The following is a 16,787-nucleotide window of genomic DNA, read 5'->3' as shown; positions in this document are numbered from 1 at the left end:
GTGAGCCGCCCGTCCGCGCCGGTCGTGCCCGCCGCCCGGGCCCCGTCGCGGCGGCCGAACTTCGTGGTCGTCCTCGCCGACGACCTCGGCTACGGCGAACTCGGTTCCTACGGCCAGAAACTGATCGACACCCCGCGCCTGGACGCCCTGGCCGCCGAGGGACTGCGCTTCACCGACGCCTACGCCGCCGCCCCGGTCTGTGCCCCCTCCCGCTGCTCCTTCCTCACCGGACTGCACAGCGGCCACGCCACCGTCCGGGAGAACCCCTGGGGTCCGGGCGGCCAAGGCGCCCTCACCGAGAATGACTTCACCTTCGCCGAAGCGCTGCGCGCCCTCGGCTACCGCACCGCGCTCGTCGGCAAATGGGGCTTCGGCCCCGAGCGGCCGGATCAGCCGAGCCACCCCAACTCCCGTGGCTTCGAGCAGTTCTACGGCTATCTGACGCACAAGCACGCGCACGAGTACTACCCGACGTACCTCTGGGACAACGGCAGGAAGCAGGACATCCCCGAGAACCGGGACGGCGCCCGCAGGACCTACGCCCCCGACCTCATCGAGGACCGGGCGCTCGGCTTCGTCGACGCCCACAAGGACGAGCCGTTCCTGCTCTTCCTCGCCCCGACCGTGCCGCACGCCCCGAGCAGCGCCCCGCGGCTCGGGGCGTACGCCGACGAGCCCTGGACCCTGCCGAACAAGGCGCACGCGGCCCAGGTCACCGGCCTCGACACCCTCGTCGGCAACATCGTGGACCGGCTGCGGACACACGGCATCGACCGGCGCACCGTCGTCCTCGTCACCAGCGACAACGGCCCGCACGAGGAGGGCGGCACCGACCCCGACCTCTTCGACGGCAACGGACCCCTGCGCGGCTACAAACGCAACCTGTACGAGGGCGGCATCCGCGTCCCCCTCATCGCCTGGTCCCCGCGGCGCGTCCCGGCCGGCACCACCGACCGGCCAACCCCGCTGACCGACCTGCTGCCCACCCTCGCCGAACTCGCGGGCGCGCCCGCACCGTCGGACATCGACGGGCTCTCCGTGGCACCGCTGCTGAGCGCCGGTGACGGCGAGGCGGCACGCCACGACCACCTGTACTTCTACCGCAACCACAGCGGTGTCACCGCGCGCGCCGACCAGGTCGACCGGGGCCGGGCCCGGCGGCTGGCGGAGGCGGTGCGGCGCGGCGACCTCAAGGCGGTGCGGTTCGCGCCAGGCCAGAACCGGAAGGCGCCCGACGGGAGGTGGGAGGTCGAGCTGTACGACCTCGGCCGGGACCCCGGTGAGCTGAACGACCTCGCGGCGGCACGGCCCGCCCAGGCCGACGCGCTGGTACGGCTGATGCGGTCCTCCTGGGTGGACGACCACCGGCGCAAGCCCTACGGAGTCAGCCTCCGAGTCGCGCCGAGGGACGGGAAGTTCCTCGTCACCGCGGCTCTCGCCAACGGCTCCGTCCGCCCCTGGACCGCCGCCCGCCTCGCCCTCATCGCGCCCGACGGCTGGCAGGTGCGCAGCCTCGGCACGGTCACCACGGACCGCATCCGCTCCGGCGGCCGGTTCGCCGCCCGCTGGGAGGTCACCCCGGCTGCCGACACCGACCAGGGCCGGCTCACGGCCCGTGGCACGGCGACGTACGCGGGTGCCGTCGTGACGTACGCGGCACAGGCCCTGGCCGGGAAATAGCCGCGCGCCTCCCGCAAGAAGCAGTCGCGCGTCTCCCGCAAGAAACGGCCGCGCGCCTGCCTCAAGCGAAAGAAGTGCCCCGGCCCGGAATCAGCGACCCCCGGCGGGGTTCGTCCGGCTGCCAGCCCAGGGCGCGGGAGATCCCGCGCGCCGCCACCCGTACGGCGGGCGTCAACACCGGTACCTGGGCGCCGACGTGGGGCACGACGACGGACACGGCGGCCACCACGGCCCCGCCCGGACCGCGTACCGGCGCGGCCACCGACAGCGCGTCCTCGGTGACCTGACGGCTGCTCACCGCCACGCCCGTGCGCCGGACTTCGGCGAGCACGCGCCGCAACCGGGGCGAGTCGGCGATGGTGTACGGCGTGAAGGAGGCCAACGACCCCTGGCAGTAGGCCTCCTGGGCCGAGGCGTCGCCGTGCGCGAGGAGGGCCAGCCCCACCCCCGTGGCGTGCAGGGGCCAGCGGCCGCCGACCCGGATGTGGACGCCGACGGCGGAGCGCCCGGAGAGCCACTCGATGTAGACGACCTCGTCACCGTCGCGCACCGCGAGCTGCACGTTCTCGTGCGTGGCCTCGTACAGGTCCTCCAGGTACGGCAGCGCGATCTGCCGTAGCGCGAGCCCGCGCGGGGCGAGCGCCGCGAGCTCCCAGAGCCGGAGCCCGACGTGGTAGATCCCGTCCGCGTCCCGCTCCAGGGCGCCCCACTCGGTGAGCGCGCCCACCAGCCGGTGGGCGGTGGTGAGGGTCAGCCCGGCCCGGCGGCTGATGTCGGTGAGGGAGAGCGCCGGGTGGTCGTGGTCGAAGGCGGCCAGCACGGCGAGGAGCCGGTCGGGGGCGGAGCGGACGGCCCCCGGGGGCGCGGTCCCCGGCGACGCGGTCTGCCGGGGCACGGGTCCCGGCGAGGGGAGCGCGTCGGTGGTCATCGGCACGGCGTCACCCCAGTCCCGCTTCGGCGACCCGCTGCAGCAGCACGTGGAGGGTCTCGCGCTCGGCGGCGTCGAGGGGCTCCAGCAGGTCGTTCGTGACGCGCTGTCCGGCCTCGTCGGTGTCACGGAGGAAGGACCGGCCGTCCTCGGTCAGGACGATGATCCGGCTGCGGCGGTCGTCGGGGGAGGGGCGCCGCTCGGCGAAGCCCAGCTTCTCCAGGTCGTCCACCAGGCCGACGATCGCGCTCGGGTCGTAGCCGAGCGACGCGCTCAGCTCGCGCTGGAGCACGCCGGGGGACGTGGCCAGGAAGCGCAGCAGCGCGTAGTGCCGCAGCCGCAGCCCCGACTCCTGGAGGGACGAGTTGAACAGCTGCCCGGACCGCATCCCCAGGCGGTACAGCAGATAGCCCGTGTCCGCGTGCAGCCCGCGCATCCACGGCTCGTGCGCGTCGATCGAGGCGGCGTCCTGAGTCTGCTGGCGGGCGATGGCGGGCTCCCTGGTCTCTGGGCCTGTCTTTCGGATCAGGCCTGGTCGCGGCGTTGGCTGCGCGCGTCCGCGGCGTGTCGTCGGTGGCCGACGCTCCGCGTCGACGCCCTCCTCCGCCCGTGCGGCCGCACGCACCCAGCCCCGCTCACCGGTGTTCGTCCGGCACCCCCGGCCCGCAGCCCGGCCTGATCCGAGAGGCAGGCCCTGGGCCCCGAGCAGGGGTCGGCGCTTGTGTACCGCTCCAGCATGACGCAACGCCCGGGGAACAACAACTATTGACGTCAACAACTATTGCTCTTAGCTTCGATCTCGTAGCCGCAGTCGGCAGGCGCTCGCCAGCGTCGGCCGTCGCACCCCATCCGAAGGGATCCCCTCGTGCCCAGCATCGATCTCACCGGCAAGGTCGCCGTCGTCACGGGTAGTGGCCGTGGCCTCGGTCTGGCCTACGCACAGGCCCTCGCCGCCGCGGGCGCCTCCGTCGTCGTGAACGACATCGACGAGGCCGTGGCCGAAGCGGCCGTGAAGTCCATCACCGAGGCGGGCGGCAAGGCCGTCGCCGAGGTCGTCGCAGTCGGTACGACCGAGGCGGCCGACCGGCTGGTGGGCCGTGCGGTGGAGGAGTTCGGGCGGCTCGACATCCTCGTCACCAACGCGGGCATCCTGCGCGACAAGGTGCTGTGGAAGATGTCCGACGACGACTTCGACGCGGTGATCACCACCCACCTCAAGGGCACCTTCACCTGCGCCCGCGCCGCCGCGATCCGGATGCGCGAGCAGGGCGAGGGCGGCTCCCTGATCCTCGTCGGCTCCCCGGCGGGCCAGCGCGGCAACTTCGGCCAGACGAACTACGCCGCCGCCAAGGCCGGTATCGCCGCCTTCGCCCGCACCTGGTCGATGGAGCTGGGCCGCGCCGGTATCACCGTCAACGCGATCGTCCCGGTCGCCGCCACCGCGATGACCGAGACCATCCCGGTCTTCGCCCCCTACGTCGAGGCGCTGCGCGAGGGCAAGCCGTTCCCGGAGTTCCTGCGCAAGGGCGAGGGCTTCGGCACCCCCGAGGACTGTGCGGCCCTGGTCCCGTTCCTCGCCTCCGAGGCGGCGCGCGGTGTCACCGGCCAGGCCATCGGCATCGGCGGCGACAAGGTGGCACTCTGGTCTCATCCGCAGGAGATCAGGACGGCGTACGCGAACGGCGGCTGGACCCCCGAGGCCCTCGCCGACGTCTGGCCGTCCTCGCTGGGCGCCGAGCCGCAGACCGTGGGCATCCCCGCCCCGAAGATCCCGGAGGCGTGATGAGTCCCGCCAACCCCGCCATGAACGTGGACGAGCTGGTCGCGATCGACGTCCACACCCACGCGGAGGTGTCCTCCAAGGGCAACTCCTCCCTGGCCGACGACCTGCACGACGCCTCCTCGGCGTACTTCAAGGTCGAGGGCAAGCGGAAGCCCACCCTGGAGGAGACGGCCGCCTACTACCGTGAGCGGAAGATGGCAGCCGTGATCTTCACGGTGGACGCCGAGTCCGCGACCGGCACCGAGCCCGTCCCGAACGAGGAGGTCGCCGAGGCGGCCGCCGCCAACGCGGACGTGCTGATCCCCTTCGCCTCCATCGACCCCTTCCGTGGCAAGGCCGGCGTGAAGCAGGCCCGCCGGCTGGTCGAGGAGTACGGGGTGAAGGGCTTCAAGTTCCACCCCAGCGTCCAGGGCTTCTTCCCCAACGACCGCGCGGTGGCGTACGCCCTGTACGAGGTCATCGAGGAGACGGGCACGATCGCCCTCTTCCACACCGGCCAGACGGGCATCGGCGCGGGCGTCCCCGGCGGCGGTGGCATCCGGCTGAAGTACTCCAACCCGCTGCACGTGGACGACGTCGCCGCCGACTTCCCGCACCTCAAGATCATCCTGGCGCACCCGTCCTTCCCCTGGCAGGACGAGGCGCTCGCGGTCGCCACGCACAAGCCGGGCGTGCACATCGACCTGTCCGGCTGGTCGCCGAAGTACTTCCCGCCGCAGCTCGTGCAGTACGCGAACACCCTGCTCAAGGACAAGGTGCTCTTCGGCTCCGACTACCCCGTCCTCACCCCCGACCGCTGGCTCGCCGACTTCGAGAAGCTGCCGATCAAGGACGAGGTCAAGCCGAAGATCCTGAAGGAGAACGCCGCCCGGCTGCTCGGACTGACGAAGCCATGACGCAGCCATGCCCGAAGCCATGACGAAACCGTGAGGGACACACCCCATGTGCAATGACGGACAGGGGCACAGACATGCGCAATGAGGGACTGGGGTCGTGGCCCGCCCGCCGTGCCCGCAAGACCCCGCAGCGCACCGCGCTGATCCACGGCGACACGAGCATCACGTACGGGGAGCTGTACGAGCGCACCACGCGCCTGGCCCACGCCCTGCGCGCCTCCGGCGTACGCCGCGGCGACCGCATCGCCTACCTGGGGCCCAACCACCCCTCGTACCTGGAGACGCTGTTCGCCGCCGGCACCCTCGGCGCGGTCTTCGTCCCGCTCAACACCCGCCTCGCGGGCCCCGAGATCGCCTACCAGCTGGCCGACTCGGGGGCCAAGGCGCTGGTGTACGGGCCCGGTTTCACCGGTCTCGTCGCGGGACTGCCGGGCGACACGGACGTCCGCACGTACGTGGAGACCGGCACGGAATACGAGGCGCTGCTCGCCGGGGCCGAGGCCGAGCCGATCGACCAGCCCGTCACCGCCGACGACACCTGCATCATCATGTACACCTCGGGGACGACGGGCCGCCCCAAGGGGGCCATGCTCACGCACGGCAACATCATCTGGAACGCCGTCAACGTGCTCGTCGACCAGGACGTCATCACCGACGAACGCGCCCTGGTCTCCGCCCCGTTGTTCCACACGGCCGGGCTGAACATGCTCACCCTGCCGGTGCTGCTCAAGGGCGGCACCTGCGTCCTGGTCGAGGCCTTCGCCCCGGAGGCCACCTTCGACCTGATCGAACGCCACCGGATCACCTTCATGTTCGGCGTGCCGACCATGTTCGACCAGGTCGCCCGGCACCCGCGCTGGGCCGACGCCGACCTGTCGTCGCTGCGGATGCTGTCCTGCGGCGGCTCCCCGGTGCCGACCCCGCTCATCGCGAAGTTCCAGGAGCGCGGACTCACCTTCCTCCAGGGCTACGGCATGACGGAGGCGGCCCCCGGCACGCTCTTCCTCGACGCGGAGCACGCCGTGAGCAAGGCCGGCTCGGCGGGTGTGCCGCACTTCTTCAGCGATGTGCGGGTCGTACGGCCGGACATGACCCCGGTCGACGTCGACGAACCCGGCGAGGTCGTGGTCCGCGGACCGCACGTCATGCCCGGCTACTGGGGGCTGCCCGAGGAGACGGCCGCGGTCTTCGCCGACGGCTGGTTCCGCAGCGGAGACGCCGCCCGGGTCGACGAGGACGGCTATGTCTTCATCGTCGACCGCATCAAGGACATGATCATCTCCGGGGGCGAGAACATCTACCCCGCCGAGATCGAGGACCAGCTCCTCGCCCACCCCGACGTCGTCGAGTGCGCGGTCATCGGCGTACCGGACGACAAGTGGGGCGAGGTGCCGCGCGCGGTCGTCGTGCCGCGGGAGGGCAGCGCCCTGGACGCCGACGAGGTGCTGGCCTCGCTCGCCGGGCGGCTCGCCAAGTACAAGATCCCGAAGTCGGTGGTGATCGCGGACGAGCTTCCGCGCACCGCCTCCGGAAAGCTCCTCAAGGCCCGGGTGCGCAAGCGCTACGGCACCAACTCTTAGCTAAGGAACGTCATATGAGCATCACCGTGAACGGCATCGACGAACTCAAGAAGCTCGCCGGCAGCGACCTCGGCGTCAGCGAGTGGATCGAGGTCACCCAGGAGCGCATCAACACGTTCGCCGACGCGACCGGGGACCACCAGTGGATCCACGTCGACCCCGAGAAGGCGGCCGAGGGCCCCTTCGGCGCGCCGATCGCCCACGGCTACCTGACCCTGTCGCTGTTCATCCCGCTGTTCACCGAACTGCTGGACGTCGAGGGTGTCTCGACGAAGGTCAACTACGGCCTGAACAAGGTGCGTTTCCCGTCGCCGGTGAAGGTCGGCTCGAAGATCCGCCTGGTGGGCAGGCTGGCGTCGGTGGAGGACGTGCCGGGAGGCGTGCAGATCACGGTCGACGGCACGATCGAGATCGAGGGCGCGCCCAAGCCGGCGGCCGTCCTGCAGAGCCTTTCCCGGTTCTACGCCTGAGCGCTCCGCCGGGAGCGCCACCGGGGTGCGGGTGCGTGGGGAACCGCCGGGCCGTCGTGGCCGGTCGCGCGGTTCCCCACGCCCCCGAGAGGGGCCTGGTGCTCAACTCACGTCCACGAACACCGGGTTCGAGTAGAACCACGTGTCCTCCCACGGGTCCCCGTCGCCCGGCGAGTGCGGGATCGGGCCGTGCGGGTCGGTCGAGGCGCCCAGGTAACCCGCCCCGTTGCGCTTGCCGTCGCTGCCCCGCAGCCGGAGGTAGAAGGACTCGTCCCCCGCCGTGACCGGGATGCGCAGGGTGTACGTGCCCTCGCGGCCGCTCACGTCCTTGGTGTGGACGACCTTGGTGGCGGGGGCCTTCCAGGCGTCCCGGTCCGTCACCGGGCCGCGCACCGCGCCCCGGATGACATCGACATGGGCCAACTCCGGCAGGATTCCGCGGGGGTTGGCGCGCGACGCGGTCGTCACCGTCACGCTCAGCGTGAGCTTCTCGCCCTTGCGGACACGCAGCCGGCCGCCCAGGGTGACGCCCCGCCCGTGGTCGCGGTCGCGCCGTACGCGGACGTCGAGGCCGTCCAGCAGATGGCCGTGGTCGACCCAGACGCGGCCCGCCCGCAGGCCCGCCATCACCGCGCGGTAGCCGTAACGGGTCACGCCCACGTGGGTGCGGCTGAACTGGCCGGGCCAGAAGTCGCTGCCGGGCTGCGGGGTGTCGGTGTTCACCGGGTCGGGCAGCTTGCCGGTGTTGTCGAAGTTCTGCCCGGCCGGCCAGTCGCCGTTCTTCCAGGTGTCGAAGACGATCCGGTGGGCGTCCGAGTTGGTGGTGATCGAGAACAGCCTGCCCTCGGCCAGCATGGCGTCCCAGAGACCGCCCACGGTCGCCGTCGACCAGTCGAAACCGCCGTACGTGAGGTACGCCTGGGCCGGATAGCCGGGCCAGGACTGGGCCGACGGCTTGTTCTCGTACTCACCCCGTATCGAGGTGGCCCCCCGCCAGCCGGGGATCGCCGCGCCCTGGGCGCCGGGCGCGCCCTCCATCCCGATCATGATCTCGGGGGCCGCGTCCCGCCAGGCGCGCATCTCGTGCGGGGAGTCGATGCCGAGGCGCAGGGGGTGGTTGGCCAGCACCAGCACGTCGTCCACGTATCCCTTGCGGCGCTGCTCGGCCAGCCACTTGACGGCCTTCACGGCGTGCGCCTCGTTGCGGGCGGTGTCCGCGCCGCCCACGGAACCGTCCGTGTAGCCCAGCAGCTTGCCGTCGTAGTCGCGCTCGAAGCGGGTGAGGAGGTCCACCTCGTGCCTGCCGGGGGTCGTGAAGACCGTGCAGTGCTCCGCGGCCGGGATGTACCACTCCAGGCCCTGGAAGATCAGCTGCCGCGGGTTCTCGGCCCGGGCCCTCAGGATCTCCTTGTGCTCCAGCGAGGCTCCGAAGTCGGCGTGCCCGAAGTTGGAGTGTTCGGTGAACACCATCCAGTCGAGGCCGTACTTCGCGCCCGCCGCGGCCAGCTGGGAGAACGTGTACTTGGCGTCGTGGCTGTAGACGGTGTGGATGTGGTGGTCGCCGACGAGGTAGGCCAGACGCGGGTCGTCGCCGCCGTAGTGGCGGGACGTCGCGGAGGCCGGTGCCGCCAGGGCGCCCGTGGCGCCCATCGCGAAGGCGGCGCCGAACAGGCCCGCGCCGCGCAGGAGGCCGCGTCGGGACACGCCCTGTGCGTCGAGGTCGGCGGGGGAGACGGACGGATCGGCCCAGGCGGGCAGTTGGCGCTCGTGCATGCCGGACAGGTCGGACATGGTCTGTGCTTCCTTCGTCTCAGTGGTTCATGAACGACTCGACGGGCAGCGCCCGTTCGACGACACGGACGTCACCGAGCCGCCCGTGCAGGATCTGGTCGATCTTCCCGGCGTACTCGTAGCCACCGAGGATCCAGGGCAGACCCACGGAGGCGAGGCCGACTGCGGTCGCCTTCGGGTTGCGCACGACCGGGCAGCCCTGGACATAGAGCGTGGTGTGCTTCCCGTCGTTGACGACCGCGAGGTGCCACCAGGTCTCCAGCGGGGTCTCCTGGCCCCAGTTGGTCGCGATGCCCTGCTGGTTGAGGGGGCGCACCGCCCACTGCGGCTCCCGGTCGTTCGACAGCGACAGCGTGGCCAGCGGCTCGTCCGGGTCGTCGGCGGTCTTGCCCGCCGCACCGCCCGTGCCGGTCCGGCCGAGGATGCCGGCCCAGGCGTGGTCCGACGGGTTCCAGTCGGCGGGCAGCCGGTAGAACGCCTCGATGGTGTAGCCGCCCTTGAACGTCTTCGAGTTGAGCGGCGCCCCGTCGACCGTCCGCAGGTACGCGCCCTTCAGCGGGGGCTTGCCGCCGTGGAACTCCAGGCTGCCGTGGCCGGGCTGGTCCGGGTGGTGGTCGGCGGACCAGGTGAGCGTGCCGCCGCCGACGGCGACCGGGCCGAGGTCGTTGCCGTGGCCCGAGCGGTCACGGACCGTGCCGCTGACGGCTGCTCCGTCCTCCTGCCCGTCGAAGCGCCAGTACGCGACCGTGCCGGGCACCAGCAGCTCCGCGACCGGCCTCGGTGCCCGCGCGGGCACCGGCGCGAAGCCGGCGAACCGCTTGTCGAAGTCGATGTCGACCGTGAACCGGTCGGCGTCGCCGGAGAGTTCGCTCTCCTGCCGCTCCAGTTCGTTGAGCCCCTTGGCGGCCCGGCCCAGGATCCACGGGGAGATCGTCTCCACGTCGATGGTGTTCCGGTCGAGGTCGAAGCGGTACAGACGGATCATCGCCGCGCCGCCGAAATACCGGTTCTGGTAGTTCGTGAGGTGCAGATGGACATCGTTGTCGGCGGCGTTCCTCCGCGTCGCGCGCCCCGCCGGCCAGTAGTGCCCGTTGAGAGTGAGGAAGATCTGGTCGTGGTCCTTGACCAGCCGGTCCCACAGCGTCTGCCCGTACGAGGAAAGGGAGTCGTCCCCGTCGACCAGTTCGTGCGTGGTGAGGACGACCGGCGTCCTCGGGTGCCGGGCCAGGACGTCCTGCGCCCATGCGAAGCCCTTCGCGGACAGCCGCCAGTCCAGGGCGAGCACCATCCACTGCCGGCCGCCCGCCTCGAAGAGATGGAAGGAGTTGTAGCCGTCGGGGGAGGCACCCCCGAAGGTCGGCCGGCCCTGGAAACGGGCGGGTCCGAAGACGTCCAGGTACGGGGTGGAACCCCGCTGGTCGTCGGTGGAGGAGCGCACGTCGTGGTTGCCCGCGAGGACGCTGTAGCCGACGCCCTTGCGGTCGAGCAGCCGGAACGCCTCGCCGATCGCCGCGGTCTCCTGGGTGCTGCCGTTCTGGGTGAGGTCTCCGAGGTGCGACAGGAACACGAGGTTCTCGTCCTCACCGTGCTCCAGGAGGTAACGCAGGGACGCCTCGACGGGCTTCCTGTCGATGCTCGGTCCGTCGAAGAGGTACTGGGTGTCGGGCATGACGGCGAGCGTGAAGCGGCGGCTCGTGGGATCGGGCCCGCGGCGCCGCGGCGCCGCCTGTGCCGCGGCGGCGGGCAGCGCGACCGACGCCGCCGCGCCCAGCAGGGCCGTGGCGCGGAGGAAGTTGCGTCTGCCCGAGTGGGCCTGGGCAGACTCCTGCCCCGGTTCGTGCGAGGTGCACACAGTGACTCCGTAGAAAGGGTTCGTGGGTCAGAGCGCCCGCAGCGTCCACGACCAGCGGTGGACGCCCGACGGGACGAGATGGGAGGGCGAGGTGTCGGGCCCGCACGAGGCGGTGCCCAGCCCCCGGTGCGCCGCGTCGATGTGGACCACGCAGCCCGGCCGGGGTGTCAGTTCGTCGTGGTGCGAGGCGGCCGTCAGGTCCGACGCGCGGTGGCGGGTGACCGAGACCTGCCGGGGTCCGTCCAGCCGCACCGACAGGACGTGGTCGTCCCCGGAGAGCGTGAAGTGCCGTACACCGTGCCGACCTCCGCTCTCCTGCGGCCGCAGATAGGGGGTGAACAACTCGTCCACGGTGGCCGAGTGGTGTCCGACGGGTGCTCCGGCCGCGCGGTCCGGGTAGCTCTCCCAGGGGCCCTGCCCGTACCAGGCCAGACGGTCGAAGCCGTCCGCCGTCTCGAACACCGTGCCGACGCGGGCCACGTCCGTCAGCTCCTCGGGCAGCACGGCCGTCTCCTCGACGAGGATCCGGCCGTCCACCAGCGCCGTGAACGCCTGCTCGTGCTCGACGGCCCCGGCCCCCGTCGCCCAACGGGACCGGACCCGCACGGTCGACCCCTTGCGCTCCACGGCGACCGACTCGCGCTCGGCACGGTCCAGGCCCAGTTCACGCCAGCGCTCGGCCATGCCGCCGAGGACGTCGTTGTCGGTCGGGGCCCGCCACAGGCTCAAGCCCGGCGGGGAGGCCAGCAGCGGGTGCAGCAGCAGCCCGGCCTCGTCCGTCTCCGGCGGCGGGATGTGCCCGGGGTCGTCCTCGGCGCCCACCACCGGCTCGCCCTCCTCCGCCGCGTACCACTGCGCCTGCGGGCAGCACACCTCGGTGCCGCGCGGTGCCCAGGGCTCGTCGGTGGCCGTCGTCACCCGCAGCGTCAGCCAGATCTCGCCGCCCCCGCCCGCCACCTCGGGCCGGTCGATGACGGCCGAGCCACCGGGCGGTACGTCGGGCAGCCTGGCCGGCACCGTCCAGGTGCCGCCGTCGGCCGCCGCGAACTCCCACTCGGCGGCCAGCCACGACAGATCGCGGAAGTGCTGCCGGTTGTGCACCCGCAGCACCCGCCAGGTCCCCTCGCCCTCCACGGACAGCCGCACCGGTGCGGCGATCTCCCGGTGCTCGAACATCACCGGCTTGGGCGTGCGGTCGGGGAAGACGACCCCGTCGGCGATGAAGGCCCCGTCGTGGATGCTCTCGCCGAAGTCGCCGCCGTAGGCCCAGCGCAGACCGGGGCCCGCGACTCCGTTCTCGTACAGCCCGGCGCCCCCATGCCCGGCCGGTCGTCCGTCGTTCACACGCTGGAGGATGCCGTGGTCCCAGAACTCCCAGATGAACCCGCCCTGAAGACCAGGTGTGGCCTCGATGGCGGCCCACGTGTCGGCCAGGGTGCCGTTGCTGTTGCCCATGGCGTGCGAGTACTCGCACTGGATCAGCGGCCTGGTCTGCTCGCCCGACAGCGCGTGCGCCACACACTCCTCGATGGGCGCGTACATCGGGCAGGCGATGTCGGAGGCGTCGTCCGTGGCCGCCCAGTCCCGCTTCGCGGCCCCCTCGTACTGCACCGGCCGCGTCGGATCGTGCCGCCGCAGCCAGCCCGCCGCCGCGTCGTGGTTCGCTCCGTAGTCGGACTCGTTGCCCAGCGACCAGACGATCACCGACGGATGGTTCCTGTCCCGCAGGACCATCCGGGAGACGCGGTCCACGAAGGCGCCCAGATAGCGAGGGTCGTCGGCGATCTCGTGGGCGTGGTCGTGGGACTCGATGTCCGCCTCGTCGACGACGTAGAAGCCCAGCTCGTCCGTGAGGTCGTACAGGGCCGGGTCGCCCGGATAGTGGGAGGTGCGGATCGCGTTGAAGCCGAACCGCTTCAGCGTCAGCAGGTCCGCGCGCATGTCCTCGTACGACACCGTCCGCCCGGTCAGCGGGTGGAAGTCGTGCCGGTTGACGCCCCGGATGTAGACGCGCTCCCCGTTGACCAGCAGGTCCCGGCCGCGGATCTCGACGTCGCGGAAGCCGACCCGGTGGTGCGAGGTGTCGGCGACCGTGCCGTCGGCGCGGTGCAGGCGGACGGTGAGGCCGTACAGCTCGGGGGTCTCGGCGTTCCAGGTCCGTACGCCCCGGACGACCGTGCCCATACGGGCCTCGCCGAGGAAGTCGGAGACCCGGTCGTCCTCGGTGTTGAGCCGGTCGAACTCGGTGTCCTGGGCCAGCTCCAGGCCGTCCAGCTCCCCGCTGACGTACCACCCGGCGGGCAGTGCGCCCGTCGCCGTCCCCGCCGCCGCGCGCACCCGGCAGTCCACCCGCAGCTCCCCGTCGTGGCGCGCCCGCACGCTCACGTCCGCGAGATACAGCGGATCGGTGGCGTACAGCAGCACCGGGCGGGTGATCCCGCCGAGCCACCACTGGTCCTGGTCCTCGATGTGCGAGGCGTCGGACCACTTGACCACCGTGAGCCGCACCGTGGCCCTCTCGCCGGGGCGGACCAGGCCGGAGAGATCGAACTCGGCGGCCAGATGGGAGTCCTTGGAGATACCGGCCGGTCGCCCGTCCACATGGACGAGCAGCACGCTCTCGGCGGCGCCGACGTGCAGGACGATCCGGCGGCCGGCCCAGTCGGCGGGTATGTCGACCTCCCGCTCGTACACACCGGTCGGGTTCTCGGGCGGCGAGTGGGGCGGGAACGCGGCCCACGGCATACGGACGTTGGTGTACTGCGGGGGGTCCGCCGCCACCTGGAGCGCCCAGGAACCGGGGAGTTCGGCCCAGGTCCAGCCGGGACCGGGTTCCCGCTCGGGCGACGGCAGCAGCTGGAACCGCCAACGGCCGTCGAGCGACAGCGCCCCCTCGCGCCGGTCGACGGCGTTCATGGGCAGCCGCCCCCAGGAGGTCAGCTCAGGTGTTTCCCAGGGGCGCAGGGCGAAGAGTGCGTCGGTCATGACCGTTCCGAAGTCGCTGGTGGAAGGGGGGAGGCGGCCGGCCGGGGCAGGACGCGGCCCTGCAGGCCCCAGGCGGGGTCGACGGGGATGCCGAGGCGGTCCAGGACGGTGGGGGCGATGTCGACGAGGCGGGGCGTGGCCAGCCGGGTGCCGCCGGGCGTTCCCGGCTCGGCGAGGACGACGAAGACCTCGCGCTCGGCGCGCGTGTCGCCGCCGTGGCCGCCGGTGTCGAGATGCCCGTGGTCCGTGGTGACCAGGACCGTCCAGTGCTCGTCCGCCCGGACGGGATCGGAGCGCCGGGATCCGACGGCGTCCAGCAGCCGCCCGAGGTGGGCGTCCTGGGCGAGGAGGGCCCGGTCGTAGGCGGGGCCGAGGGGGCCCGTGGCGTGTCCGGCCTCGTCGGTGGCGCCGAAGTACACGAACACGACGTCCGGGTCGTCCTCGGTGAGCCAGCGCAGGGCGGTGCCGGCGACGAGCCGGTCCGCGCTCTCGTAGCCGTCGGACTCGCCGTCGTACGGCACGCGTTGGCCGATGGCGGGGCCCAGGGTGCCGCGGTGGACCAGTTCCGGCCAGGACACCACGGCCGCCGTGCGCAGAGCGGGCCGTGCGGTGACGGCGCGGCTGAGGAAGTCGGGGTAGCGGGAGTAGTCGGCGCCGGTGAAGTCGTTGCCGGTCACGCCGTGCCGGTCGGGCCACACCCCGGTCAGCACGCTCGACCAGCCGGGGCCGGAGTCGGTGTAGGCCATGCTCGTGGACGGCCCGCCCTCGGCCTGACCGTCCACCTCGCCGTAGGGCAGCAGGCCGCTGCCGTGGGCACCCGCGGCCATCAGACCGTGCAGCACGGGTGCCGTGGACGGCGGGCGAAGCGAGTCGGGGGTCCCCCCGCCCGGGGGCCGGGGGAGGGGCAGCCGGTCGAAGCGCACCCCGTCCATCCCCACCACGAGCACCTTGCCGTGCCCCGGCCGTCCTTCGCCGACGACGACATCCACCATCGAGCACCTCTCTCCGGGGAGCGGTTCAGCTGCCTTGTACCGCGCCCTCGGTGGCACCCGCGATGAACCCGCGCGCGAAGATCGCGAAGACCACGACGAGCGGGACGGACGCCATGAGCACACCGGCCATGACCATGCTGTAGTCGGTGTTGTGGCCGAGGTTGAGCTGCGCCAGCTCCACCTGGAGCGTGACGTGTTCGGGGTTGGTGAGCACGATGAGGGGCCAGACGTAGTCGTTCCAGGCACCGACGAAGGCGTAGATGGCCAGGAAGGACAACGCGGGCTTGATCATCGGCAGCGCGACGTTCCAGTACTGGCGGAAGAACCCGGCGCCGTCGATGCGCGCCGCGTCCAGCAGTTCGTCGGGCACCCCGTTCTCGATGTACTGGCGCAGCCAGAAGATGCCGAAGGCGTTGGAGAGCGCGGGCCAGACCAGCGCCTTGAGCATGCCGACCCAGCCGACCTCGGACATCAGGATGAACTGCGGCAGGACGGCCAGCTGCAGCGGCAGCATCATGAACACCAGCAGCGTGCCGAAGAGCACCTTGCGCCCGGGGAACTCGAACTTGGCGAAGGCGAAGGCCGCCAGGGAGTCGACGAACAGCACCAAGGCCGTGGTGACGCTCGCGACGACGACCGTGTTGAGCATCGACCCGAAGAAGTCGATCGTGTCGAGCACATGCCGGATGTTCTCCAGCAGATGGGAGCCGAAGGACAGCTTCGGCGGGCTCTTGTAGATGTCGCGGGTGGTGTTGGTCGCCATCACGATCGTCCACACGAACGGGAAGACCGAGATCAGGACGGCCAGGACGAGGAAGACATGCGCGGTCAGACCCTTGGGGCGGCGCGAGCGCTTCGTGCCCGTGGCCGGCCGCGGCGTGGCGGCTGTCGTCATGACTTCCTCCCTCGTTGCACGATGCGCCAGTTGACGACGACGAGCACGATGATCAGTACGAAGAAGGCCCACACGATGGCCGCGCCGTAGCCGTAGTCGTTGTCGAGGAAGGCCGACTGGTAGAAGTACAGCAGCGTGGTCAGGCCCGCCTGGCCCGGGCCGCCGAGGTTCTGGTTGGCGGCGTTGCTGGCGAAGAGCACCTGGGGTTCGCTGAAGCTCTGCAGACCGTTGATGGTCGAGATGACGACGGTGAACAGGATGATCGGCCGCATGATCGGGACGGTGATCTGGAAGAACGTGCGGATCGGCCCGGCGCCGTCCATCCTGGCCGCCTCGTAGACCGACTGCGGGATGGCCTGGAGGCCGGCCAGGTAGATGATCATGTTGTAGCCGGTCCACATCCAGGTCATCAGCAGCGCGATGACCACCTTGATCAGCCACGGATCGCTCAGCCACCGGACGGGCGAGATGCCGACCGTGCCCAGGATCGCGTTGACCAGCCCGAAGTCGTTGCTGAACACCGCGCCGAAGAAGATCGCCACGGCGACGATCGACGTGACGTTCGGCACGTAGAGGGCGATGCGATAGAAGCCCTTGAAGCGGCGCACCGAATGCAGCAGCGCCGCCAGCACCAGGGCGCCGAAGAGGGTGGGAACGGTGGACAGGACCCAGATCGCCAGGGTGTTGCGGATCGACAGCCAGAAGACCGGGTCGTTCCAGAGGAACTCGAACTGCTGCAGGCCCACGAACTGCTTGGTGCCCAGGCCGTCGTAGCGCTGGAAGGACAGATACAGCGAATAGAAGACGGGGACGAACGAGAAGACGATGAAGATCAGATAGAAGGGCGAGATCGCCAGGTACTGCCGCCAGAACGACAGCACCCCACGACGCTGGGGCCGCGCGACGCCCGTGCGGGTTGTGTACGCCTTGCCGCG

13 protein-coding genes are annotated in these 16,787 nt (G+C 71.4%); 5 read left to right on the top strand and 8 right to left on the bottom strand.

The features are described from left to right. Nucleotides 1-1,680: sulfatase-like hydrolase/transferase (locus AWZ10_RS02220; protein WP_060890310.1), on the top strand; the 1,680-nt coding region annotated here is incomplete at its 5' end. A 61-nt stretch (nt 1,681-1,741) separates the two neighbouring features. On the opposite strand, the gene AWZ10_RS02215 is transcribed toward AWZ10_RS02220, so the two are convergent. Next, nucleotides 1,742-2,614, bottom strand: coding sequence for an IclR family transcriptional regulator (locus AWZ10_RS02215; protein WP_060890309.1), 873 nt, complete (start codon nt 2,612-2,614; stop codon nt 1,742-1,744). A 4-nt stretch (nt 2,615-2,618) separates the two neighbouring features. Further along, complete coding sequence (locus AWZ10_RS02210) at nt 2,619-3,044, bottom strand: MarR family winged helix-turn-helix transcriptional regulator (RefSeq protein ID WP_060890308.1); 426 nt, start codon at nt 3,042-3,044, stop codon at nt 2,619-2,621. A gap of 429 nt (nt 3,045-3,473) precedes the next feature. Here AWZ10_RS02210 and AWZ10_RS02205 point away from each other — a divergent pair, with 429 nt between their 5' ends. The 4 genes from AWZ10_RS02205 (at nt 3,474) to AWZ10_RS02190 (ending at nt 7,337) form a co-directional block, all read left to right on the top strand. After that, entirely contained in the window at nt 3,474-4,391 is a 918-nt protein-coding gene (locus AWZ10_RS02205; RefSeq protein ID WP_046703704.1) for an SDR family NAD(P)-dependent oxidoreductase, read from the top strand. Nucleotides 4,392-4,411: 20 nt separating this feature from the next. Continuing rightward, nucleotides 4,412-5,287: an amidohydrolase family protein gene (locus AWZ10_RS02200; RefSeq protein ID WP_046703723.1), complete on the top strand. Its 876-nt coding sequence runs from the start codon at nt 4,412-4,414 to the stop codon at nt 5,285-5,287. Between the two features lie 74 nt (nt 5,288-5,361). Next, nucleotides 5,362-6,867 (top strand): o-succinylbenzoate--CoA ligase, encoded by a 1,506-nt coding sequence (menE, locus tag AWZ10_RS02195; RefSeq protein WP_037704206.1) that lies wholly within the window; start codon nt 5,362-5,364, stop codon nt 6,865-6,867. A 14-nt stretch (nt 6,868-6,881) separates the two neighbouring features. Further along, complete coding sequence (locus tag AWZ10_RS02190; protein WP_037704204.1) at nt 6,882-7,337, top strand: MaoC family dehydratase; 456 nt, start codon at nt 6,882-6,884, stop codon at nt 7,335-7,337. Between the two features lie 102 nt (nt 7,338-7,439). Here AWZ10_RS02190 and AWZ10_RS02185 read toward each other — a convergent pair whose 3' ends face one another. Genes AWZ10_RS02185 through AWZ10_RS02160 form a run of 6 tightly spaced genes read right to left on the bottom strand, consistent with a single transcriptional unit; the run spans nt 7,440 to nt 16,733 of the window. Next, a complete protein-coding gene (locus tag AWZ10_RS02185) occupies nt 7,440-9,110 on the bottom strand; it encodes a PHP domain-containing protein (protein ID WP_173531471.1) in 1,671 nt (556 codons plus the stop codon). 37 nt (nt 9,111-9,147) lie between these two features. Beyond that, nucleotides 9,148-10,980 carry a LamG-like jellyroll fold domain-containing protein gene (locus AWZ10_RS02180; RefSeq protein WP_046703701.1) on the bottom strand — a complete coding sequence of 611 codons (1,833 nt, stop codon included), beginning with the start codon at nt 10,978-10,980 and terminating at the stop codon, nt 9,148-9,150. A 27-nt stretch (nt 10,981-11,007) separates the two neighbouring features. Then, nucleotides 11,008-13,965, bottom strand: a complete 2,958-nt coding sequence (locus AWZ10_RS02175; protein ID WP_060890307.1) for a glycoside hydrolase family 2 TIM barrel-domain containing protein — start codon at nt 13,963-13,965, stop codon at nt 11,008-11,010. Next, complete coding sequence (locus AWZ10_RS02170; protein WP_060890306.1) at nt 13,962-14,957, bottom strand: alkaline phosphatase family protein; 996 nt, start codon at nt 14,955-14,957, stop codon at nt 13,962-13,964. Before AWZ10_RS02170 ends, AWZ10_RS02175 begins: the two co-directional genes overlap by 4 nt. A gap of 25 nt (nt 14,958-14,982) precedes the next feature. After that, nucleotides 14,983-15,852 carry a carbohydrate ABC transporter permease gene (locus AWZ10_RS02165; protein ID WP_046704166.1) on the bottom strand — a complete coding sequence of 290 codons (870 nt, stop codon included), beginning with the start codon at nt 15,850-15,852 and terminating at the stop codon, nt 14,983-14,985. Further along, entirely contained in the window at nt 15,849-16,733 is an 885-nt protein-coding gene (locus tag AWZ10_RS02160; protein WP_063809736.1) for a carbohydrate ABC transporter permease, read from the bottom strand. Before AWZ10_RS02160 ends, AWZ10_RS02165 begins: the two co-directional genes overlap by 4 nt. Nucleotides 16,734-16,787 lie beyond the last annotated feature (54 nt).

The sequence above is a fragment of the Streptomyces europaeiscabiei genome (assembly GCF_001550375.1).
GTDB classification, from domain to species: Bacteria; Actinomycetota; Actinomycetes; order Streptomycetales; family Streptomycetaceae; genus Streptomyces; species Streptomyces europaeiscabiei.
The sequence above is the reverse complement of the archived record's forward strand: the minus strand, read 5'-3'. Positions and strand labels throughout refer to the sequence as shown.